This is a genomic window from Paenarthrobacter sp. TE4293 (assembly GCF_050435325.1).
Taxonomy (GTDB): Bacteria; Actinomycetota; Actinomycetes; order Actinomycetales; family Micrococcaceae; genus Arthrobacter; species Arthrobacter nitroguajacolicus_C.
On record NZ_JBNJRY010000002.1, the window covers coordinates 589,688 to 611,070 of the forward strand.

Below are 21,383 nucleotides of genomic sequence, written 5' to 3' on the forward strand. Positions count from 1 at the left end.
ACATCAGCGCAGATGAAACGCTCAGTCTTCTTCCAACCCGCCGACGGATGGGTCGGGGACCTTATCCCTTTCGAGAAAGACGGGGAATTTTGGCTCTTCTACCTTCACGAAGACCGCTCCGACCCCAAACCCGGAACCTCATGGAGCCTCGTCACCACCAAGGACCTCACACAGTTTGAAAACCATGGAGTCTCCCTGCATCACGGCAGCGAAACAGACCTGGACTTCAACGCCTACACAGGCAGCGTCGTCGACGACGGTTCCGGAGTCCACCACCTGTTCTACACCGGCCACAACCCCCGGAACCTCGGTGCCGACGGCACGCCCCTCCAGCTGGTCATGCACGCCACCAGCACCGATGGCATGCGGACCTGGCAAAAGCACCCGGAACTGACGTTCGGCGCGCCGGACGGCTACGAGACCGGTGACTGGCGGGATCCTTTCGTCTTCCTGGATCCCCACAGGAACCAGTGGCGGATGCTCGTGGCAGCCCGGCATTCCACGGGCCCGGAACGCCGCCGCGGCGTCATCGCCCAGTGCGTGTCCCAGGACCTGATGACCTGGGAGCACACCGAGCCGTTCTGGGATCCCCGCCGCTATATCACCCACGAATGCCCGGACGTCTTCGCTTGGGGCGATTGGTGGTACATGGTCTACTCCGAGTTCTCCGAATCGTTCACCACCCGCTACCGCATGGCGAAGAGCCCCGACGGTCCGTGGATCGTGCCGCCTCAGGACAGCATCGACGGGCGCGCCTTCTACGCGTCAAAGTCCGCCGAGCGGGACGGACGCCGCTTCTTCTTTGGCTGGATCGCCACCAAGGAAGGCAACACCGATCAAGGGCCTTGGCAGTGGGCAGGCACCATGTCAGTGCTGGAAGCACACCAAAACCCGGACGGAACCCTGGGCTTCTCGTTCGCGGACGAGCTGGTGGAGAGCTTCTGGGAGGACGTCCCTGTTTCCCTGACCAGTGCGTTGCCTGCCCGGCTCAGCGCCCCTGACGGCTACACCGCCGTCATTTCCGATGAAGAGCTTCCGGATCAGTTTTACGCCAAAGCGGTGCTGGACATCGCTGCCGACACCACCGAATGCGGGCTGCTGCTCCGCTCAAGCCACGACGGCGATCATTCGTACGTACTGCGCCTGGAACCCAAGCGCGGGCGGCTCGTCTTCGACCGCTGGCCACGCGCCATCACCGGGGATGGGCAGTGGCAGGTTTCCGGCGACGTGCCATTCGACATCGAACTTGAGCGGCCGTGCGACCTCACCCCGGGCACGCACACCCTTGAGGTCATCGTCGACGGCGACACTTGCGTCGCCGTCGTCGACCGTCAGGTGGCGCTCAGCGCCAGGATTTACGACCACACGACCGGCCGGATCGGCGTGTTCGCCGGCGAAGGAACCGTCACTGTCACCGAACTAGAGATCCGCCAGCGCACCGACAACTAAAGAACCCCCACCCCCACCTCTTTTCCAATCAAGGGAGATTGCCGCCATGAAGAAACTACTCCGTGCTGCCGCCGTCGCAGCCGCCGCAGCCTTGGCTTTGACAGCATGCGGCGGCGGAGGAAGCACCAGCGACCCCGCCAACGTCAGCCCCACAGGAGAGATCAAACCCCGTGAAATATCGTGGCTGCTCTCCAGGCCCGCCGATGGGGCCGTCATCAACATCATGAAGAAGCTCGCCGACGACTACGCCAAGGACCACCCGGGCTTTGGACTGAACCTCATCACCACCCCGGACCGCCCCTCTTACATCCAAAAGCTTGAAACCCTGGCCGCGGCCAATAAGCTCCCCGAATTGTTCGACACGGATGCCACCCCCTTCGCCCAACAGCTGGCCAAGCAGGGCAAAATGGTGGACGCCGACAAGCTGCTGAAGTCCTTGGACCTCTACGACGACTACCGGCCCGGGGCCTTGGACTACCAGCGCTTCGATGACGGCTCCCTGTACATGATCCCGTTCCAGTTCGAACTGGAATTCATCTGGTACAACAAGGCACTGCTGGAAAAGGCGGGCGTCGCTGTGCCTGCGTCCTTGGACGACATCCCCGCGATGTGCACGGCGTTGCGCAGCGCCGGCGTCACGCCGATTGCCATCGACGGGCAGGACCAGTGGCCGCTGGAACGCTACGTCGCGTACCAGCCGTTCCGGGCGGCCGGACCCGACTTCGTCCAGAAGCTGAAGAAGGGTGAAGCAGCGTTCAGCGATCCTGCCGGCCAAAAGACCGTTCAGTGGATGGCTGATCTGGGCAAAGCCGGATGCTTCCAGGACGGGTTCTCAGCGCAGGGATACTCGGACGCGCAGAACCAGTTCACCTCCGGCCAGGCCGCGATGTACAACATCGGAACGTGGGAGCTGCCCAGCCTCGCCACCGACAAGCTCAATCCCGCCGTCCGAGACGACATCGATTTCTTCACCCTTCCCACGACATCCGGTTCAGTGACGGCTGCCAACGAGTTCGTCTCTCCGTCCGGTATTGGCATGGCAGTAAATTCGAAGACCTACGACCCCCTGGTGAGTGACTTCCTGAAGTTCGCTTTGGAGAAGTACCCAGCTGAGTACGCCGCCACGGGAGCGCTCTCCCCCACCACGAACGTACAAACGGCCATTCCCGGGAACGCCACCCCGCTGTACAAGAAGGCCCTCGAGACGGCCAACACCCTCGGCGGCAAGCAAGCAATGCCGTGGGACACCCAGCTGGACCCCACCACCAACGGTCGTTTGCAGCAAGAGCTCGTCCTCTTGGTCCAGGGCAACATCACGCCGGAACAATTCACCAAGACCATGGACGACGCCATCAAGCAGAACGCGCCCAAGTTCTTCAAGTAAACCGAAGTGGCGGGGGCCGGCACGGCCCCCGCCCGAAAGGCCAGCCATGCTTCCCAACAGGTCAAGGACCTCAGTCCTGGTTTTCCTCCTCCCACCCCTGCTGCTCTACTGCGCAGCTGTGCTCTTCCCGATTCTTCAGTCCCTGTTCCTGAGTTTCTTCTCCTGGAACGGCATCAGCGAGATGGAGTTCGTCGGGCTGGCCAACTACGTCCGAATGCTCACCGCTGATGACATCTTCTGGCGCTCATTCTTCAACGCCCTCATCTACCTGGCCATATGCCTGGTCCTGCAACTGGGCGGTGCACTGCTTGTCGCCAGCCTGCTCACCTCCCTGCGGAGAGGCCGCGAACTCATCAAGACCCTCTATTTGCTGCCCGCCGTCATCTCCACTGTCGCCATCGCGTTCCTCTTTGTCCGCATCTACTCCATTGACCCCGTGGGGCTGCTTAACCAGCTGCTGCACTGGGTAGGACTGGGAGCCTTTGAGCGTGCTTGGCTGTCCGACGTCAGCACTGTCCTGGCCGCCGTCTCCGCTCCTGAAGGGTGGAGGTTCACCGGGCTGTACATGCTCATCATTTATGCGGCCCTGATCGCCGTGCCCAAGGAACTGGAAGAGGCAGCCGTCCTGGACGGTGCATCGAAGTGGACACTCTTTACCAAGATCCGATTCCCCTACATACGGCCCGTGTGGATTACCACCACCATCATGGCCACCACGTACGGCCTGCGGGGGTTCGACATTCCCTACCTCATGACCAACGGCGGCCCCGGGCAGTCCTCTGAACTGCTCACTACCTATATGTACAAGACCGCCTTCACCAGCACGGACTTTGGCTACGCAAGCACCATCTCCGTCTTCATCGTGATCGAGTGCCTCGTCGCCGTCGGCCTCATCCTGTTCATGCTCAAGCGGAAGGCAGATTCATGATCACCCAGACAGCCCCGGCTACCCCGCGCTCTTCGGCCCCGTCCTCTCCGGTTCATCGGTCCTCTCCGGTTCATCGGCGACGGCGGAAGCCAAGCCTATACAGGACGCTCTCGCGGGTCCTGATCATGCTTATCGTGATCGTGCAGGTCTATCCGCTCGCCTGGCTGTTCCTGACCAGCTTGCGGACCGAACAGGACTTCGCCACCGGCGATCCGTTCGCACTGCCCAGCTCGTTGACGTGGGAAAACTATGCACGGGCCTTTGAAACCGGAGACCTGGGACGGAACATCCTCAACAGTTTCATCGTCACCATGGGCGCCAACGTCCTGATCGTCCTGTTCGGCATGATGGCCGCCTACGCCATCCAGGTCCTGGGCTTCCGCCTCAGCAAATTCGTCCGGGGGTTGTTCCTGATCGGGATCATTGTTCCCGTCCAGATCGCCCTGGTTCCGCTGTTCATCGACTACTCCACCGTGAACCTGCTGGACACCTACCAGTCGATGATCATCCCACTGGCAGGCTTCGCCCTGCCGATGTCCATCTACCTCTTCTCGTCGTTCTTCGAATACATTCCGCGGGAAACCTACGAAGCGGCGTCCCTGGACGGGGCCGGCCCTTACAGGATCTTCGGGCTGATCACGCTGCCTCTGTCGCTCAACACCGTGGTTACCGTGGTGCTGGTCAACAGCATCTTCATCTGGAACGACTTCATCTTCGCGAATACCTTTGTTCTTTCCGAAGACCTGAAGACCATCCCGCTGGGCCTGCAGAACTACATCGGTGCCATGGGCAAGGTGGACTGGACGGCAACCTTTGCCGCCGTCTGCGTCACCATCACACCGTTGCTGCTGGTGTTCCTGGTCCTCAACAAGGCCATGATCCAGGGCCTTGAGAGCGGGGCCACCAAGGGATGACGGCTACGGCAGACGGATATACTCCTGATGGAGGACAGATGATTTCGCAGGAGAGAGATTCAGGCAACGCGGCCACCCCGGACGTTCCTGTCAAACGAGGCCATGCCCATCCGGTGACCCTCCGCGAAGTCGCTGAACTGGCCGGGGTCTCCACCGCCACGGTCTCCCTGGTGATCAATAAGAAGAAGAACGCCCGCATTGCAGATGACACGCGGCAACGCGTCACCCAGGCGATCACCCAGCTCGGCTACCGGCCCAACGCCATGGCGAAGACTTTGGTAAGCGGCACCTCGAAGTTCATCGGGCTGGTTGCCGACGGCGTAGCCACCACCCCGTTTGCCGGCCAAATCATCCATGGGGCCCAGGACGAAGCGTGGAAACATGGCTACGCTTTGCTGATCGCGAACACCGAAGGCAACCAGGAACTGGAAAAGGATGCGATCGCGATGATGCTGGAGTACAAGGTGCGGGGCATCCTGTACTCCACCTGGTTCCACCGCCCTACTGATATCCCCGATACCCTTCGGGAATCGGACTTTGTTCTGGTCAACTGTTTCTCACCGGAACCCGGAACTGCCCGCGCCGTTGTCCCGGACGAGACACAGGGCGGCCGCTCCGCCACGGAGATCCTACTCCGCGGCGGCCACCAGCGCATCGCCTTTATCAATGCCACGACCCCATCCCCTGCCCGGGACGGACGGCTCCAGGGCTATAAGGACGCACTCGAAGCTGCCGGGATCCCCTTTGATACCGAGTTGGTGCTGGAAGCCTACCCGGATCAGGAAGGCGGCTACGGCGCTACGGAGCACCTGCTCGCACGCAACGTCGGCGCCGTGTACTGCTATAACGACCGCATGGCCATGGGACTTTACGATGGCCTGCGGGAAAACGGGCTCTCGATTCCAGACGATATGGCCGTGGTGGGTTTCGACAACCAGGAAGTCATTGCGGCCCACCTCCGGCCACCGTTGTCCACCGTGTCACTGCCTCACTACGAACTCGGCGCCGCAGGCGTCCGCATGCTCCTGGGCCTGGACGCTGCTCCGCTTGAGTCAGCCGTCAAGATCGCATGCCCGCCGGTTCAGCGCGCGTCCGTGGCAGTTCACTCACCCGCATAGCGTTACCCTCCCGCCCAGGCCCAATCCGCACTGTGGAGGAGCCCTACGGATAACTGCACATTGCCCCCGGGCGTCAAGGGGAATAGCGTTGAGGGTGGAAGCCCAGTGGTCCCCCATCACTGGGCTTCCCTTGTGAACCCGTCAGCTCTTGGGAAGGACATCGGTTTGATCAACCCGTTGGAAACGGCAGGTTCCACTGACTCGCTGACCGGAATCGTGGGTGTGGCCGCGCGGGTTATCGAGGCCCTCGGCGAATGGGGCGTGGGCTTGTTGACGCTCTTGGAGACGATCTTTCCGCCCATCCCCAGCGAGGTCATCCTCCCGTTGGCCGGATTCCTTACCCAGCAAGGCAGCATCAGCCTGCTCCTCGTGTTCCTCACCAGCACCCTTGGAGCGTACGCAGGGGCTTTGTTGTTGTACTGGTTGGGATACAAGGTGGGGCTTGAACGGTCGATCCACCTCCTGTCGAAGCTGCCCCTGGTTGATCGCGAAGACTTCGAGAAAGCCGCCGGCTGGTTCGAACGACACGGTAAGTCCGCCATTTTCTTTGGCCGCCTCCTGCCAGGGGTCCGCAGCCTCATTTCCCTCCCGGCAGGCGCCGAGCGCATGAACCTGATGACCTTCAGTATCTTCACTATTGCCGGGACCGGGCTGTGGAATGCCCTGCTCATCGGACTGGGGGCATTACTCGGCAAGCAGTACCACCTGGTGGACCAATACTCACGATTCCTCAACTACGCCGTGTACGTCGGGCTGGCCGCCGTCGTAGTGTGGCTCATTGTCCGAAGAGTGAGGCGGGGCAAGCAGACTGCCCAGTAACCGCTGGGTCGCCTTAGTTGATGATTTCTCCGCGTTCGTCCGCAAGGAGAGCGGACAGGCGGTCTTTCCACGCCTGGAGTGCCTCGGGCGCCAATCGTGTCCAGTCGCTGACTTCCCCGACAACCCTCAGCGGGGCGCTGCTGCGATATGAACGAGTGGGGTTGCCCGGGAACTTCTTGTCGGTCACATTCGGATCGTTCTCGAACGTCCCTGTCGGCTCAATCTCGTAGACGCGCGGTTCGCCGTCGCCGGCCGCGAGCTCCGCAGCGAGTCCCGCGCCGTCCCGGAGCGCGGTGAAATAAATGTGGTTCATCACGACGTCGGGCCGATAGTTTGACCTGAAGCCCGCGCTGAGGAGATCGCCCGCGCGAAGATCGGCCTTTGTACCGTGATAAAACGGTCCCTTGTCCAGCGGTTGATTCACAGCTACAGCCTAAAGCAACAGGAAGCCACTCCCGCTGGACCGACCATCCGGAAAGCAGGAAAGAATCCTCCTAAAGGAACAGTGTGTGCTCGGGGCGAATCGTGACGCGAAAAATGAAAAACTTTCCGGAGGGCTGTCCTGCTCTTTGATGCTGACTGAAATTGCCCCTTGCCAGGGTTCGTTGGAACTAAAGGCTCCGATACACCTTTGCGTGAATACAGCGACAGCTGTACTTTGAGTTCATGGAAACTCTCACCACCGCCCCGGTGCTGGCCCGGTTCGGCTATGCAGTTTCGGACCCAACCAGGGCCCAGGTCCTTCTTGCCCTTTCCGAGGCTCCGGCCTACCCGTCCGATCTGGCGGACTCGATCAAGGTGTCCCGACAGAGCATGTCCAACCACCTGACCTGTTTGCGTGGCTGTGGGCTCGTCGTGGCCGTCCCGGATGGGCGTCGGACACGGTATGAACTCGTTGACGCCCGGTTGGGGCACGCTATCAAGGACCTGCTCGGGGTGGTCCTGGCGGTGGACCCGGCCTGCTGCGCCCCGGACGGAGAGTGCTTCGCATGACGGCCCTGGTACAGGCACCCACCCCGGATCGCCGCGCGGTTCTGAGTCGCAGGATCAGGCTCTTCGCCGCCGCGACCATCACCTATAACGTCATCGAAGCCGTCGTAGCACTATGGGCAGGAGGGGTCGCTGACTCCTCCGCGCTGATCGGCTTCGGACTGGATTCCGTCATAGAAGTAACCTCAGCCCTTGCCCTATCCTGGCAATTCTCCGCCAAGGACCCGGAGCGCCGGGAACACCTGACCTTGCGGATCATCGCTGTCTCCTTTTTCGCCCTGGCCGCCTTCGTGGCCGTTGACGCCGTCGGATCCCTGACCGGGATCGGAAAGGCCCAGCACTCAACACCAGGCATGGTGATTGCGGCCTTGAGCCTGGCGATCATGCCAGTGCTGTCGTGGGCTCAACGCCGTGCAGGGCGGGAACTCGGTTCCCGGACCGCCGTCGCCGATTCCAAGCAGACCCTGCTCTGCACCTACCTCTCAGCCGCCCTGCTGATCGGTTTGGTCCTCAACAGCACCCTGGGCTGGTGGTGGGCTGATGCCGCCGCGGCCTTGGTCATCGCCGGTATCGCCGTTCGCGAAGGTATCAATGCGTGGAAGGGCGAGGCCTGCTGCGCCGGGTGCAGTTCGGAAAGCGTGGCTCAGCCCGTCACAGTGGAGCTTGGAACAAAGCAGGCTGATCGGTGAGCGCCGTCATCTCGGCACGAAAAGTCCGAATCGCCATCTGGATCCTCTTGGCTGCAGTCGTTGGTGCCGGCGTGATCTGGTACGCACAGCTCATCGCCAACACACCGGCTCCGGCTGCCCCGCCGGCGTCCGCCGACGCCCAGCTTGTGAGGGAGGACAGCCACCGGGTCACGAGCCCGGCCGCGGAGAAGGCCCAACTTGTCGAATTCCTGGACTTCGAATGCGAATCCTGCCGCGCTGCCGAACCACTCCTGACGGAACTGAAGGACGAGTACGGGGATCGGGTCACGTTCGTCCATCGGTATTACCCTCTGCCTGGGCACCGCAATTCCGGCACCGCTGCGCTGGCCGTGGAAGCCGCAGCCCAACAGGGTAAGTATGAACAAATGGCGGCCAAGCTGTTCGAGACCCAGCCCCAATGGGGCGAGAAGCAGGACTCCCAAGCGCCACTGTTCAGGACCTACGCGGAAGAGCTGGCGTTGGACATGGACAGCTACGACACGGCAGTTGCGGACCAAGCAACCAAGGACCGCATCAACCAGGACGTTGCTGATGGCAGAGCTCTTGGCGTCACGGGCACACCTACGTTCTTTCTGAACGGGAAAAAGCTCACTTTGAACACAGAAGCCCAGTTCCGACAATTGCTCGACGAAGCTGCACGCTAGGGTCCCAGCCCACGGACAGGGCGTCATCAGGGGAGAAGATACTGACTGAGAAGCTCCCGGAGTCCAGTTCCTTGGTCTTCTCGAGCATCGCCGGTAGAGCTCCCTCGAGGGCCTGGGACAGCGCGGCCTCGTCACTTCCGGCACCCACAAGCTTCGCGGAGATGAAGTTTCCTGAGGTATTCATGTTCACGTGGACTTGGGCGGCTTTCACTCCGGGCACCGACATCGCCGCTTCCTGCATATCTTTGCCGAGCTGTTCTGCCTTCGACGGGCCGCCGCAGGCAATGACGCCTATCACGACCAACACAACGACCGAGGCTGATGCCACCCGCCTGAAGAATGTGCGCAAGAGTCACTGCTTTCGTGGTTTTGTGGTTCACAGTGTTTCACTGGGTGCGGAAGTGCCACCCAGCAACGACTTATTGGGGGAAGAAGACTGTGGAGAAGATTTTCGTGGGAGTGCTGGGAAGCGTTGGTTTGATCGTCGGTGTCTTGATGATCATCTACCGCACCTCCCTGACCAGGTTCATGTCTGATGCCCAGCGAGCAACCTTCGGCAATGCCGGAGACAAAGTTGCTGCCAGGGCACACCCCGGGATGACGGCGGCGGTGGGCGCCGGATTCGTCCTGATAGGTGGCGCGATCATCGTCCTGCTCTTGACCGGCGCGGACACTTAGGACCGGCCTCCGCGGACAACTTCTGGCCGGCAGTGCTGATGGGGGCACCTCTCGTCGTCGCAGGTTCAGGGTCCTTGGTCAAGCCCTCCCCCACCGTCTTCGTGCAGAGCTGCCGCCTGGTGGGCTCAGTTGGCGGACAGTGCCGGCTTACGCAGGAAAAGGCCCACAACCAGTGCGGTGACCAGGCAAAGGCCCGCGTTGACCCAGACGGCAGTGGTGACGCCGCTGAGGACAGCCGGGGCTTCGTTGTTCCCGATGGTGAGAATTTGGGCTGTAAAAATTGCACTCATGATCGGGATGCCCATGGTGATGCCGATCTGCTGGCTCATTGTTGCCAGTCCTGTGGCCAGGCCTTGTTCATCTTCGGGCAGACCGGAGGTTGCCGTGACCATGAATCCGACGATGACGACAAGGTTGGCTACACCACCGATGAAGGTGGCTACCAATAGCAGGCCGATGGAGACAGGGTCGGCGCTGAGCAGGACTAGGGCTCCAGTGGCGATCGCCTGGACAATAAATGCGTAGACGATGGCCTTCTTGTTGCCAATCTTTCCGATGACTTTGGGGCCGAGGATGCCACCGAGTACGGTGCCGAGGCCTAGGACCGCGAAGGCCAGGCCGGCGCCAAGCGGCGTATAGCCAAGAACCTGCTGCAGGTACAGGGTCAGCAAGAACACCAGCGATGTTTCAGTGACGAATGCCAGAATGCCGGCGATGTTGCCCCACGCAACGGTGGAGCGCTTCAGAATGTCCAGGGGCACCAGCGGCGAGCTCGCCCGGCGTTCGACAGCCACGAAAGCAACAAAGAGCACAACGGCTGCCGCGAGGGAGCCCAGAGTCAGCGGGTTGGTCCAGGAATGCTCGGCGGCGTTGCTCAAACCGAAGACAAGGGCCAGAAGGCCAAGGGTGACGGTGATGGCGCCCGGGACGTCCAGCTTCAGCTTCGTGGTGGGCTTGCTTTCGGCAAGGACGATGGGGGCGATAACCAGTACTGCGATGGCCACAGGAACGTTGATGAAGAACGCCCACCGCCAGCTCAGCAGGTCTGTCAGAAGTCCGCCAAGGATAGCGCCGGTCGTAAAGCCCGCGGCCATCAATGAGCCGTTAAGGCCCAGTGCCTTATCGCGCAGCGGGCCTTCCGGGAAGGACGCCAACAACAGGGACAGTGCAGCCGGAACGACAATGGCAGTCGCGACACCTTGTCCCACGCGGGCGATGAGAAGCAAGGCAGGATCGGCGGCCAGTCCGCCGGCAAGCGACGCTACGCCAAGCATGGCCATGCCGATGATGAACATCTTCCGGCGCCCGGCAATATCGGCGACGCGTCCGAACAGCAAGGTCAGGCCGGCGGCGCACAGTGCGAATGATGTTGCGATCCACTGCAGATTCTCCAGGCTGAAGCCGACATCTGTGCCGATGGCCGGGAGGGCAACGTTGAGGATGGAGAAGTCAACAGCGAGGGTGAAACTCGCTGCGAGCAGGACGATGAGTGCCAGCCGCTGCCGCCCCGTCATGCGTCCCACGGGAGCAGTTGCCGGTTGCGATTCGGTCGAGGGCGGGGCGCCGGGTCCTGTGGTGACATCCGGTTGGGTGGTCATGACGGTGATCCTTCTCTGGAGGGGTGGCCGCCCTTTGGCGGCATCTTCACAACTCCACATTTTCGGAAAGTCCGGGGATCAACCACACCCCGTCCTGCCTACCACTGACAGTGGTAGGCGGGAAGCCGCCTACCCTGCTTCGACGCCGTTGTGTGGTCACAAGTACGAATGCGTCTTGACGTTGAGGGTGTTACTGGCAGGGACAGGACAGTGCAGGGGAAGACCGGCAGAATGGGGCGCATGAGTAATCCAAGTGAACTTGGGGAGTTCCTTCGCGTCCGCAGAGCTGCCTTGCAGCCCGAGGACGTCGGCCTTCTCAACTACGGCATCCGCCGTGTACCGGGCCTCCGCCGGGAAGAGCTTGCCATGCTCGCCGGCGTCAGCAACACCTACTACACCCGTCTGGAGCAGGGCCTGAGCAACAACGCCTCAGAAGCGGTCATCGATGCCATCGCCCGGGCTCTGAACCTGAACACCGATGAGCGCGCGCACTTGTTCAACCTCGCCCGGCCCGGCACAACCAAACGACGTACGCTGACTAAGCCCGACAAAGTCAGGCGGGGTACCTTGCGATTGATCCAGTCGATGTTTAACACACCGGCAGTAGTGTTGGGGCGCCGCAGCGAAGTGCTGGCCTGGAACCGGATTGGTCACAGACTTGTGGCCGGTCATCTTGATTTCGCCTCCCCGGAAATGCCTTCGACGCGGCCGAACATGACGCGGTTGCTATTCCTGGATCGTCACACCCGTGAGCTGTACACACGGTGGTTTGAGGAAGCCACACGCGCAGTGTCCTCGTTACGTCTGGTCGCGGGACGATCCACCGACGACCCGGAGCTCGCTTCGCTCATCGGTGAGCTGACCATGAAAAGCCAAGAATTCGCGAACCTGTGGGCACGGCACCCGGTGGAGAACTGCATGTCGGGGCTGAAGTACATGCATCACCCGGAGGTGGGCGATCTGGAGCTGAACTTCGAGGTCCTGACACCGCCCGATGAATCCGGCCACCGGATCCTCATGTACACGGCTGACCCCGGGACGCCAGCGGCCGAAGCGCTGCAGCTGCTGACGTCCAGCGGCCCTGGTGTGGACAGCGAAGCTCAACACCTGGCCGCCAAGTAGCGGAAGCGCTCTGCCGATCCGTGCAGCCCCCGCGTTGGGAAGGACTTCAGGGACATCCCCTGCCACGACGCCCCTCCAACCAGGTCGCCGGGCAGTTTGGGTGGTCCCCTGGATCGGGATGGCTGTCGGGCGGGAGCCGAAATCTGCCCAAAATCTTTGCCTCGATCGACGAGTTCACGCCACCAGACGTACACCTTCCGAATAGCGTGTAGTCGGTGCCCCGTGCCCTGCATTTCCGGCACCAAAAAACCCCTCCGTACCCGGCCAAAAGCCGGAACGGAGGGGTTGGTGGAGCCCCCTGTCGGATTCGAACCGACGACCCCCGCTTTACAAGAGCGGTGCTCTGGCCAACTGAGCTAAGGAGGCACGCTCCGGTCACCCGAAGCACAGCGCGAAAGAGCGCTAGATAAGGTTAGCCCAGACCATCCCCGTCAACGAAATTCGCCGGACAAAAACGGCCGGCCACCAAGGAAAAGGTGACCGGCCGCCGTCGTGCATTTCCGGGGTTTAGCCCTTGGCGTCAACTGCCGCCTGGATGTCGGCGTTCAGGTCGGTGGTGCCGTCCCACTGCTTACCGTCGATGAACACGGTGGGTGTGCCGGTGATGCCGATCGCCGCAGCTTCCTGCGTGGCAACCTTCACCCAGGGTCGGAACTGCTTGCTGTCGATGCAGGAGTCGATGTTGGCCGCACCTACTTCTGTAGCCATGCCCTTGAGGTCGTTGTCGGAGATGCCGGCGCTGCCTTCAGCGGGCTGACGCTCGAAGAGCAGGTTGAAGAAGTCCGCATACTTTTCCGGGGAGGAGTTCACCACGCACGCAGCAGCGTTGGCTGCGCGGGAGGAGTAGTTGGTGGTTGACTGCTGGTCCAGGAAGCCCAGCGGACGGTATTCGAGGGAGATCTTGCCTTCGTTGCGGAGATTGGTGAGGGACTCGCCGTAGGTCGTCTCGAAACGCTTGCAGACGGGGCAGATGAAGTCGATGTAGGCAACCACCTTGACCGGCTTACCGGCTTCGGCTTCTCCGCCCGGGACGGCCACGGTAGCGGGCTTGCTGGCCAAAGGCTCCGGAACGTCGGCAACATTGACGGTGGCCGGTTCCGTCTTAACGACTTCGCTGTTGGCCAGCAGCGTGACGCCGCCGTGCACGTTGCCGTTGGCCGGGGTCGGACCCTGGTCGGCGATGGGTGCATTGTTCTTGGCGTTGCCAATAACCACGAACGCCACCACGGCGATGATGACGACAACGGCAACCACAATGCCCCAGCCAACCAGAAGCTTGTTGCGCTTGTCCTTCTTCAGCTGCTCTTCGCGGATTGCGCGCGCTTTCTCCCGTGCCTGGGCGGTGCGTTCAGCCTTGGACAGGCGTTGTTCGTTTGCGGGGCTCATCAGTTCCTCGGGGTATTCGACGTCATAGGGCTAGCTAGGGCAACGGGGTCAGTTTACGGGAGCAAACTTGAAGATCTGCCGCAGACCCTCCTGCCCGGTTGTTGAACGATCAACTGCCACTGAAGATTCCGCTAGTAGGCTGGGAGTTGAGTCACAGCAACCCCAGGGAGCATTAATGCAGGATTTGGCAAGCGAAAAACTCAAGACCGAAGAAGGCGTTCGGGCTTCTCCAGTCAAGAAGCCCACGGCAACCAAGTTCGACTTCATGGTGGTCTCCAACAGGCTGCCCGTGGATCGCATCAGCGACGAGGACGGAAACGGCAGCGACGGATGGCGTCGTTCACCGGGCGGCTTGGTGACGGCGCTCGCGCCGATGATGACAAAGTCCGACGGCGCGTGGGTGGGTTGGCATGGCGCCCCGGATGAGACAGTGCGTCCTTTCAGCCATGAAGGCATGGACCTCATCCCGGTCCAGTTGAGCAGCGATGACGTCGAGCTCTTCTACGAGGGCTTCTCCAACGCGACCATTTGGCCGCTGTACCACGACGTCATTGCGCCGCCGGAGTTCCACCGTACGTGGTGGGATTCCTACCGCAAGGTCAACCGGAAGTTCGCCGACGCCGTCGCCCGCCACGCCGCCGACGGCGCCACAGTGTGGGTGCAGGACTACCAACTGCAGTTGGTTCCGCGCCTGCTGCGCGAGGCCCGGCCGGACCTTAAGATCGGTTTCTTCAACCACATTCCTTTCCCGCCGCCGGAGATCTTCGCCCAGTTGCCATGGCGCCGCGAAATCATCGACGGCCTGCTCGGCGCAGACCTCCTGGGCTTCCAGCGGCCCAGCGACGCCGGCAACTTCATGCGTTCGGCCCGCCGTTTCCTGGGCGCCAGCGTCAAACAGCAGCAGGTCCACGTCAAGGGTCCCAACGGCGAGGTCACGCACATCGCCAGGGCACAGGCGTTCCCCATCTCCATCGATGTCGCCCAGATCCGCGAGCTCGCTGCGCGGCCGGACATCATCGAGCGCGCGCAGCAGATCCGCAAGGACCTGGGCAACCCGAAGACCATCCTGCTGGGCGTGGACCGCCTCGACTACACCAAGGGCATCAGGCACCGGCTCAAGGCCTTCGAGGAACTCCTGGCCGACGGGCACATCAAGGTTGACGATGCCACGCTGATCCAGGTGGCGAGCCCCAGCCGCGAACGGGTGGAACAGTACAGGCTGCTTCGCGAAGAAATCGAAGGCACCGTGGGCCACATCAACGGCACCTACGACACCATCCAGAACACCGCGGTCCGCTACCTGCACCACAGTTACCCGGTGGAGGAGATGGTGGCGCTGTACCTCGCCGCAGACGTCATGCTGGTCACGGCATTGCGGGACGGCATGAACCTGGTGGCCAAGGAGTATGTCACGGCCCGTTCCGAGGATGACGGCGCGTTGGTGCTGAGTGAGTTCGCCGGCGCCGCCGACCAACTCAAGCAAGCGCTCCTGATCAACCCGCACGACATCGATGGGCTCAAGTCCACCATCCTGCGGGCCATCAACCTCTCCCCCAAGGAAGCACGCAGGCGTATGAAGTTGATGCGCAAGCAGATCCTGGACCACGACGTCGATCACTGGTCGGCCGAGTTCCTGGCCGCACTCGAAGAAAAGGTAGTGCGCGATGACAGCTGAGAACCTCACCCTCCCACCGGAATTGCTGGACGCCGTCCGGCGCATTTCCGGCACGGAGCATCTCCTGGTGGCCCTCGATTTCGATGGCACCCTTTCCCCTATCGTGGACCGGGCGGAGGACGCCAGGCCGCTGCCCCGGTCGGCTGCGGCTTTGGAGGCACTCGCCGAACTTCCACGCACGACGACGGCACTCATCTCGGGCAGGGCACTGGACAGCCTGCGGCTGGTCGCCTCGCCGCCGGCCACCACGCTGTTGATTGGCAGCCATGGAGCAGAAGTCTGGCTCGGTGAAGGGTCGTTGGGCCTGGAACTGGACGACGAACAGCGCAGCAAGCTGGCCGCGGTCCGTGAGGTGTTGGCGGAAATCGTGAACATCGCCCCGGGGACGGTGCTCGAGGACAAACCTGCCGGCGTCGTCCTCCACACCAGGATGGCCGATGACGACGTTGCGGAAGACGCCGTCGAGGCAGCCACCAGGGTGCTGCGCGAGCACCCTGGTGTGTACCTCAAGACAGGCAAGAGGGTGCTGGAGACGTCGGTGGTCCACGCCTCCAAGGGTGAGGCCGTGGAGTTCCTTCGGCAGGCCACCGGCGCAACGGCCATCCTGTTCGCCGGCGACGACGTTACTGATGAGGACGCGCTGGGGCGCCTGATGGGCGACGACATCGGGATCAAGGTGGGCCTGGACTTCACCCAGGCCCAGTTCCGGGTGGAGGCACCGGTACACGTGGCAGAGTTGCTTGAAGCGTTGCTGAAGGAGCGTCGCCGGGTCACCGCCGGGGCGTAGCGGGTGACGAGCGTGACATGTGACGTTCGTAACATTTAGGTAGTAAGTCAAAAAGTCTGACATACTCTTGGATGTGATGTGACGCACAGTACCGTGCGACGTCACACGATCCTCCCCGGCCATTGGCCGGGGAGTTCAACTGAAGAAAATGAACCATTCACAACGGATCGTCCGGCACGTACCTGCCGGTGAAGGGATTGATAACTGTGGCTACAGTTACTTTTGATAACGCTACGCGTCTGTACCCGGGCACAGATAAGCCCGCCGTCGATAAGCTCAACATCGACATCGCCGATGGCGAATTCCTGGTCCTCGTTGGACCCTCCGGTTGCGGTAAGTCCACCTCGCTGCGCATGCTCGCCGGCCTTGAGGACGTCAACGCAGGCCGCATCCTGATCGGCGACCGCGACGTCACGGACGTTCCGCCGAAGGACCGCGACATCGCCATGGTCTTCCAGAACTACGCTCTTTACCCGCACATGACTGTTGCGGACAACATGGGCTTCGCACTCAAGATCGCCGGCGTCTCCAAGGAAGAGCGTGCCGAGCGTGTTCGCGAAGCCGCCAAGCTTCTCGACCTTGAGCAGTACCTGGACCGCAAGCCGAAGGCACTCTCCGGTGGTCAGCGCCAGCGTGTTGCCATGGGCCGGGCAATCGTCCGTAACCCGCAGGTCTTCCTCATGGATGAGCCGCTGTCGAACCTTGACGCCAAGCTCCGCGTCCAGACCCGTACGCAGATCGCATCCCTGACCCGCCGCCTTGGCGTCACCACGGTCTACGTGACCCACGACCAGGTCGAGGCCATGACCATGGGTGACCGCGTCGCAGTGTTGAAGGACGGCCTGCTCCAGCAGGTTGACACCCCGCGCAACCTCTACGACCGCCCGCAGAACGTCTTCGTTGCCGGCTTCATTGGCTCCCCGGCCATGAACCTGCTCGAACTTCCGGTCGTCGACGGCGGTGTCCAGTTCGGCGGAACGGTTTACCCCGTGCCGCGCGACATCCTGGAAGAGGCCCACGGCCAGACCGTTACCCTCGGTTCGCGTCCGGAAGACCTCGAGACCGTCGGCAATGGCGAAGGCCTCCAGGTTGAGGTTGACGTCGTCGAAGAACTCGGTGCCGACGCCTACGTCTACGGCCACACCATCCTTGATGGCAAGAGCCACGACATCGTCGCACGCGTCGACGGTCGTCGCCCCCCGATGAAGGGCGAGTCCATCTTCGTTCGTCCGCAGTCCGGCCACGTGCACCTGTTCGACACCAAGACCGGCCTCCGCCTGGGCGACTGATTCCCACCGGAAACCCTGGCTGGCAAATCCGCATTTTGATAGCGGCCCGACCCCTCAAGGTCGGGCCGCTCTCGCGTTAACCTTTCTCCCGGAAAGAATGGCATGAACACGACGGACACCCTGATCCCCCGCCCCTCCCACGTCGAACCCCTGGACGCCCCGGCCTTCACGCTCAACTCCACAGCACGGATCGGTGCCACCGGCCCGGCAGTACCTGTCGCCGGCCAGCTTGCCTCGCTGCTTCGCCGCTCCACGGGTTTCGCACTGCCCATCGTTGAAGACACCCGCCCCGGCGATATCTCCCTCGAGGTGGTGGAAACGCTCGACGGCGGTCCCGAGGCCTATGTACTCAGCGTCACCGAGGAGGGGGCCAAGCTCGCGGCAGCCACCGCCGCAGGTCTCTTCAACGGCGTCCAGACGCTCCGGCAGTTGTTCCCGGCAGCCGTTGAAGGCGCCGCCCCGACCGACACCACCTGGGTGGTTCCCGCCGTCGAAATTGCGGATGCTCCCCGCTTCGCGTACCGCGGCCTCATGCTGGACGTCGCCCGCAGCTTCTTCACGGTGGAGGAGGTGAAGGAGCAGATCGACGTCATGACCCAGTTCAAGCTCAACGCGCTGCACCTGCACCTGACGGACGACCAAGCCTGGCGCATCGAAATCCACGATCCCGGGTCTGCCGGTAATCCTTCGGGCCTGCCCTACGCCAAGCTGACCGGGGTGGGCGGGCAAGGGGCGGTTGAGGTGTCCACCGCCGTGCCTCCCCGCGGCAACTCCGGCTTCTACACCCAGCAGGACTTCAGGGACATCCAGGCCTACGCCGCCAGCAAGAATGTCCTGGTGGTACCTGAAATCGACCTCCCGGGCCACGTCAATGCAGCCCTCGCCGCTATCCCCCAGCTCAACCCCGACTCCCAGGTCAAGCCCATGAGCACCACCGCTGAGGTGGGATGGTCAACCCTGACCGCGGATCTGCCCGCGACGTACGAGTTTGTCCGGGAAGTCCTGAACCAGCTCGCTGCCATCACCGACGGTCCCTACCTGCACATCGGCGGCGACGAAGCACACGTCACCGGGCACGACGACTACGTTGCCATGGTGCAGCAGTTCGTTCAGATCGGCGCTGAAACCGGCAAGGCTGTGGTGGGCTGGAACGAATTTGCCGCCGTCGATCTTCCGGAGGGAGCCGTCATCCAATACTGGCACGGCGCTTTCGAGCCCACCGTGCAGCAAGCCGAAAAGGGCGGCTCTCAGGTGATCATGTCCCCGGCGGCCAACACCTACCTGGACCAAAAGTATGACCCGGCCAGCCCCATCGGCTTGTCCTGGGTCGAAGGCGGACCCTTTACCTGGTCCGAGTATTACAACTGGGATCCTGCCCAGGGCGGCCTGAACGACCAGCACATCCTCGGCGTTGAAGGCCCTCTGTGGACCGAAACGGTCCGCAACAACCAGCAGGCACAGTGGCTCCTCTACCCGAGGGCCGTTTCCTTGGCGGAAGTCGCCTGGTCCGGTCAGGAGGTCCGCAACGCAGGTGACTTCCGACGTCGGCTGGGCGCCTTGGGTGAGCGGCTCGCCCAACAGGGCGTCGTCTTCCAGGAGGCCCCCGACGTCGAGTGGTCAGCGGCATCGATGTGGCCCTTCCCGGAGGCCGGAACCTCCTCCACCCCTGAGTACGGAACAATTGAGGCATGAGCGAGCAAAACGGAGCCCAGTGGCACGACGAACCTACCGACTACGGGCAGATCGGCAAGCTCCCCCGCACTGAAGCCGCGAGTGCGCAGGACACCGCGCCCCCTGCCAGCGTCATCGGTTCCCTCAACATCACGGCAGCTTCGGCCGACCCGGAACTGTTGGACCTGCCGTGGCATATCGCGTTGGAGGACTGGCCGGCCGAGAACCTTGCGGCACTCCCCCGGGGTATTTCCCGGCACATCGTGCGGTTTGCGCACCTGGGTGGCTCGGTGATTGCCATCAAGGAAACGTCCGAGCACGTGGCCCGCCACGAGTACCACATGCTGCGGAAGCTGGCCCGGTTGGACGTTCCCTGTGTGGAACCGGTGGCCGTCATCACCGGACGCACCACGGCAGATGGCCGTCCCCTCAACCCGGTGTTGGTGACCCGACACCTCAAGTTCTCCATGCCCTACCGTGCTTTGTTCTCGCAAATGCTCCGCAAGGACACCCTGACCCGCCTCATTGACGCGCAGGCCCTGCTGCTGGTCCGCTTGCACCTCATTGGCTTCTACTGGGGCGATGTCTCGCTGTCCAACACCCTGTTCCGCCGGGATGCCGGTGCCTTCGCCGCCTACCTGGTAGACGCCGAAACGGGCGAGCTGTACCCCGATTTGTCCATGGGTCAGCGCGAGTACGACCTCGAGATTGCCCGGGTGAACATCGCTGGCGAACTGATGGACCTGCTGGACGGCGGGCTCATCGAGGAAAAGGTCGACCCCGTGGCCACCAGCGAGCTGATCATGGACAGCTACCGCCGGCTCTGGACCGAACTCACGGAGAAAGAGTCCTTCGAACTGGGCGAACGATGGCGTGTGGGTGCCCGCATCCGGCGCCTCAACGAACTCGGTTTCGATGTGGAGGAGTACGCCATCAAGACCACGGCGGACGGCTCCACCATCCAGCTCCAGCCAAAAGTCGTCGACGCCGGCCATCACCAGCGGCGCTTGCTGCGCCTCACGGGCCTGGACGCCCAGGAGAACCAGGCCCGCCGGCTGTTGAACGACATGGACCAGTTCCGTGCGGACAACAACCCGGACCTGGACGAAGAAATCAGCGCCCACATTTGGGTCAGCCAGATCTTCGAACCGATTGTGCGATCCATTCCACGTCACCTCGCCGGGAAGCTGGAGCCTGCGGAAGTGGTGCACGAAGTCCTGGAACACCGCTGGTACATGAGCCAGAAACAGGACAGGTACGTCCCCTTGGCCGAGACCGTGCAGTCCTATCTGGATACTGTGTTGCAGCACCGCCGCGACGAGGCCGCCATCATGCTGAACCCGGACACGGAGCTGCTGAAGATCCTTGAGGTCGAGGTGGAGGAATCCGGCCGTTACGACGACGAAGACGAAGAGGAGTACCCGGACGCGGACGACTAAGAATCGACAGAACGGGCTCGACGTCGGCACTCAGGTCAGTGCCGGCGTCGAACTCTTTAACTCACGGCTCCAAGGTTTCGGCGAGGCCGGCCAGAACGGGTTCCCGGCCCAGTTCAATGTGTGAGTACGCCAGCGAGTAGGCCAGGTCCGGCCTGCCCTTCAGGATCGCGTTGCACAGTTCTGTGTGTTCATCGCGTTGGAGCTCGTTGCTGCGGTTATGGGCGAGGCCGAAGATCCAGCGCATCCTCCCGAACAGGGGCTTCACAGATTCGATCAGCAGGCGGTTTCCGGAAAGACGCACGATCTCGGCATGCAACTCGGCGCTGATGACGGCAACGTCGTCCGTCCGGTCCTCGTCGATGGCGGTCTTGGACGCTTCCATGAGCTCCTCGAGCCGTCCGCCGTCGCTGCCCTCTGCCACCCGGGTGGCAGCCATCCGTGCGGCAAAGGTTTCCAGGCAGAGGCGGATGTCGAACAGTTCGTTGACGTCGGTGAGTGTCAGTTGCCGGACCACTGCACCGCGGCGCGGGAAGGTCGCGACGAAACCATCCTGTTCCAAGCGCTGGATGGCTTCCCGGACCGGTATGCGGGAGACGTTGTAGAGCTCGGAGAGTTCGCGTTCGCGCAAGCGCATACCCTGCGCGTAGGTACCGGTGACGATGCCTTCAAGCACCAATTGGTAAACGTTCTCCGCACGGGCCTCTTCATCACGGCCGTTCCCGGTGTCCGGCGTCGCCTCAGCCACTGTCAAACTCCTCTTCATACCAGCGTCCGCTCCCAAT

General features: G+C 62.4%; 21 protein-coding genes and 1 tRNA gene. 16 read left to right on the top strand and 6 right to left on the bottom strand.

Annotated elements, in window-relative coordinates; genetic code table 11:
* Positions 1–12 precede the first annotated feature (12 nt).
* From QF015_RS06130 to QF015_RS06155, 6 genes are all read left to right on the top strand, one after another.
* Entirely contained in the window at positions 13–1,449 is a 1,437-nt protein-coding gene (locus tag QF015_RS06130; RefSeq protein ID WP_429387750.1) for a GH32 C-terminal domain-containing protein, read from the top strand.
* Positions 1,450–1,495: 46 nt separating this feature from the next.
* Positions 1,496–2,833 carry an ABC transporter substrate-binding protein gene (locus QF015_RS06135; RefSeq protein WP_310202374.1) on the top strand — a complete coding sequence of 446 codons (1,338 nt, stop codon included), beginning with the start codon at positions 1,496–1,498 and terminating at the stop codon, positions 2,831–2,833.
* Between the two features lie 46 nt (positions 2,834–2,879).
* Positions 2,880–3,761: a carbohydrate ABC transporter permease gene (locus QF015_RS06140; RefSeq protein ID WP_310202376.1), complete on the top strand. Its 882-nt coding sequence runs from the start codon at positions 2,880–2,882 to the stop codon at positions 3,759–3,761.
* A complete protein-coding gene (locus tag QF015_RS06145; RefSeq protein WP_310202378.1) occupies positions 3,758–4,675 on the top strand; it encodes a carbohydrate ABC transporter permease in 918 nt (305 codons plus the stop codon). Before QF015_RS06140 ends, QF015_RS06145 begins: the two co-directional genes overlap by 4 nt.
* A 38-nt stretch (positions 4,676–4,713) precedes the next feature.
* Complete coding sequence (locus tag QF015_RS06150) at positions 4,714–5,793, top strand: LacI family DNA-binding transcriptional regulator (RefSeq protein ID WP_310202380.1); 1,080 nt, start codon at positions 4,714–4,716, stop codon at positions 5,791–5,793.
* A gap of 132 nt (positions 5,794–5,925) precedes the next feature.
* Entirely contained in the window at positions 5,926–6,612 is a 687-nt protein-coding gene (locus tag QF015_RS06155; RefSeq protein WP_429387755.1) for a DedA family protein, read from the top strand.
* A gap of 13 nt (positions 6,613–6,625) precedes the next feature.
* Here QF015_RS06155 and arr read toward each other — a convergent pair whose 3' ends face one another.
* Positions 6,626–7,036, bottom strand: a complete 411-nt coding sequence (gene arr, locus QF015_RS06160) for an NAD(+)--rifampin ADP-ribosyltransferase (protein WP_429387757.1) — start codon at positions 7,034–7,036, stop codon at positions 6,626–6,628.
* Positions 7,037–7,278: 242 nt separating this feature from the next.
* Here arr and QF015_RS06165 point away from each other — a divergent pair, with 242 nt between their 5' ends.
* The 3 genes from QF015_RS06165 to QF015_RS06175 are packed head-to-tail and all read left to right on the top strand — an operon-like array spanning position 7,279 to position 8,956.
* The gene (locus QF015_RS06165; RefSeq protein WP_429387759.1) at positions 7,279–7,605 is read left to right on the top strand and encodes an ArsR/SmtB family transcription factor; all 327 of its coding nucleotides are present in this window, start codon (positions 7,279–7,281) and stop codon (positions 7,603–7,605) included.
* Positions 7,602–8,291, top strand: a complete 690-nt coding sequence (locus QF015_RS06170) for a cation transporter (RefSeq protein WP_310202389.1) — start codon at positions 7,602–7,604, stop codon at positions 8,289–8,291. The genes QF015_RS06165 and QF015_RS06170 overlap by 4 nt, the downstream gene beginning before the upstream one ends.
* The gene (locus tag QF015_RS06175; protein ID WP_429387761.1) at positions 8,288–8,956 is read left to right on the top strand and encodes a DsbA family protein; all 669 of its coding nucleotides are present in this window, start codon (positions 8,288–8,290) and stop codon (positions 8,954–8,956) included. The genes QF015_RS06170 and QF015_RS06175 overlap by 4 nt, the downstream gene beginning before the upstream one ends.
* Here the strand turns inward: QF015_RS06175 and QF015_RS06180 are convergent.
* On the bottom strand, positions 8,901–9,263 hold the full coding sequence (locus QF015_RS06180) for a hypothetical protein (RefSeq protein ID WP_310202393.1): 363 nt from the start codon (positions 9,261–9,263) through the stop codon (positions 8,901–8,903). The genes QF015_RS06175 and QF015_RS06180 overlap by 56 nt on opposite strands.
* Before the next feature lie 131 nt (positions 9,264–9,394).
* Here QF015_RS06180 and QF015_RS06185 point away from each other — a divergent pair, with 131 nt between their 5' ends.
* Complete coding sequence (locus tag QF015_RS06185) at positions 9,395–9,634, top strand: hypothetical protein (RefSeq protein WP_429387763.1); 240 nt, start codon at positions 9,395–9,397, stop codon at positions 9,632–9,634.
* A 125-nt stretch (positions 9,635–9,759) separates the two neighbouring features.
* On the opposite strand, the gene QF015_RS06190 is transcribed toward QF015_RS06185, so the two are convergent.
* Positions 9,760–11,148 carry an MFS transporter gene (locus QF015_RS06190; protein WP_429387819.1) on the bottom strand — a complete coding sequence of 463 codons (1,389 nt, stop codon included), beginning with the start codon at positions 11,146–11,148 and terminating at the stop codon, positions 9,760–9,762.
* Between the two features lie 324 nt (positions 11,149–11,472).
* Between QF015_RS06190 and QF015_RS06195 the strand changes: the two genes are divergently transcribed.
* Positions 11,473–12,354 (top strand): helix-turn-helix transcriptional regulator, encoded by an 882-nt coding sequence (locus QF015_RS06195; RefSeq protein WP_310202396.1) that lies wholly within the window; start codon positions 11,473–11,475, stop codon positions 12,352–12,354.
* Positions 12,355–12,643: 289 nt separating this feature from the next.
* Here the strand turns inward: QF015_RS06195 and QF015_RS06200 are convergent.
* A tRNA-Thr gene (locus tag QF015_RS06200) sits at positions 12,644–12,720 on the bottom strand.
* Positions 12,721–12,861: 141 nt separating this feature from the next.
* Positions 12,862–13,740 (bottom strand): DsbA family protein, encoded by an 879-nt coding sequence (locus QF015_RS06205; RefSeq protein WP_310202398.1) that lies wholly within the window; start codon positions 13,738–13,740, stop codon positions 12,862–12,864.
* Between the two features lie 175 nt (positions 13,741–13,915).
* On the opposite strand from QF015_RS06205, the gene QF015_RS06210 reads away from it, so the two are divergent.
* The 5 genes from QF015_RS06210 to QF015_RS06230 all read left to right on the top strand — a co-directional run bounded on the left by QF015_RS06210 (position 13,916) and on the right by QF015_RS06230 (position 20,601).
* Positions 13,916–15,415, top strand: a complete 1,500-nt coding sequence (locus tag QF015_RS06210) for an alpha,alpha-trehalose-phosphate synthase (UDP-forming) (RefSeq protein ID WP_310202400.1) — start codon at positions 13,916–13,918, stop codon at positions 15,413–15,415.
* Positions 15,405–16,202: a trehalose-phosphatase gene (otsB, locus tag QF015_RS06215; RefSeq protein WP_310202402.1), complete on the top strand. Its 798-nt coding sequence runs from the start codon at positions 15,405–15,407 to the stop codon at positions 16,200–16,202. Before QF015_RS06210 ends, otsB begins: the two co-directional genes overlap by 11 nt.
* A 206-nt stretch (positions 16,203–16,408) precedes the next feature.
* On the top strand, positions 16,409–17,491 hold the full coding sequence (locus QF015_RS06220) for an ABC transporter ATP-binding protein (protein WP_310202404.1): 1,083 nt from the start codon (positions 16,409–16,411) through the stop codon (positions 17,489–17,491).
* Positions 17,492–17,593: 102 nt separating this feature from the next.
* On the top strand, positions 17,594–19,183 hold the full coding sequence (locus QF015_RS06225; protein ID WP_429387768.1) for a family 20 glycosylhydrolase: 1,590 nt from the start codon (positions 17,594–17,596) through the stop codon (positions 19,181–19,183).
* Positions 19,180–20,601, top strand: coding sequence for a DUF4032 domain-containing protein (locus QF015_RS06230; RefSeq protein WP_310202408.1), 1,422 nt, complete (start codon positions 19,180–19,182; stop codon positions 20,599–20,601). The genes QF015_RS06225 and QF015_RS06230 overlap by 4 nt, the downstream gene beginning before the upstream one ends.
* Positions 20,602–20,662: 61 nt before the next feature.
* Here QF015_RS06230 and QF015_RS06235 read toward each other — a convergent pair whose 3' ends face one another.
* Positions 20,663–21,346: a GntR family transcriptional regulator gene (locus QF015_RS06235; RefSeq protein ID WP_310202410.1), complete on the bottom strand. Its 684-nt coding sequence runs from the start codon at positions 21,344–21,346 to the stop codon at positions 20,663–20,665.
* Positions 21,347–21,383: the final 37 nt, after the last annotated feature.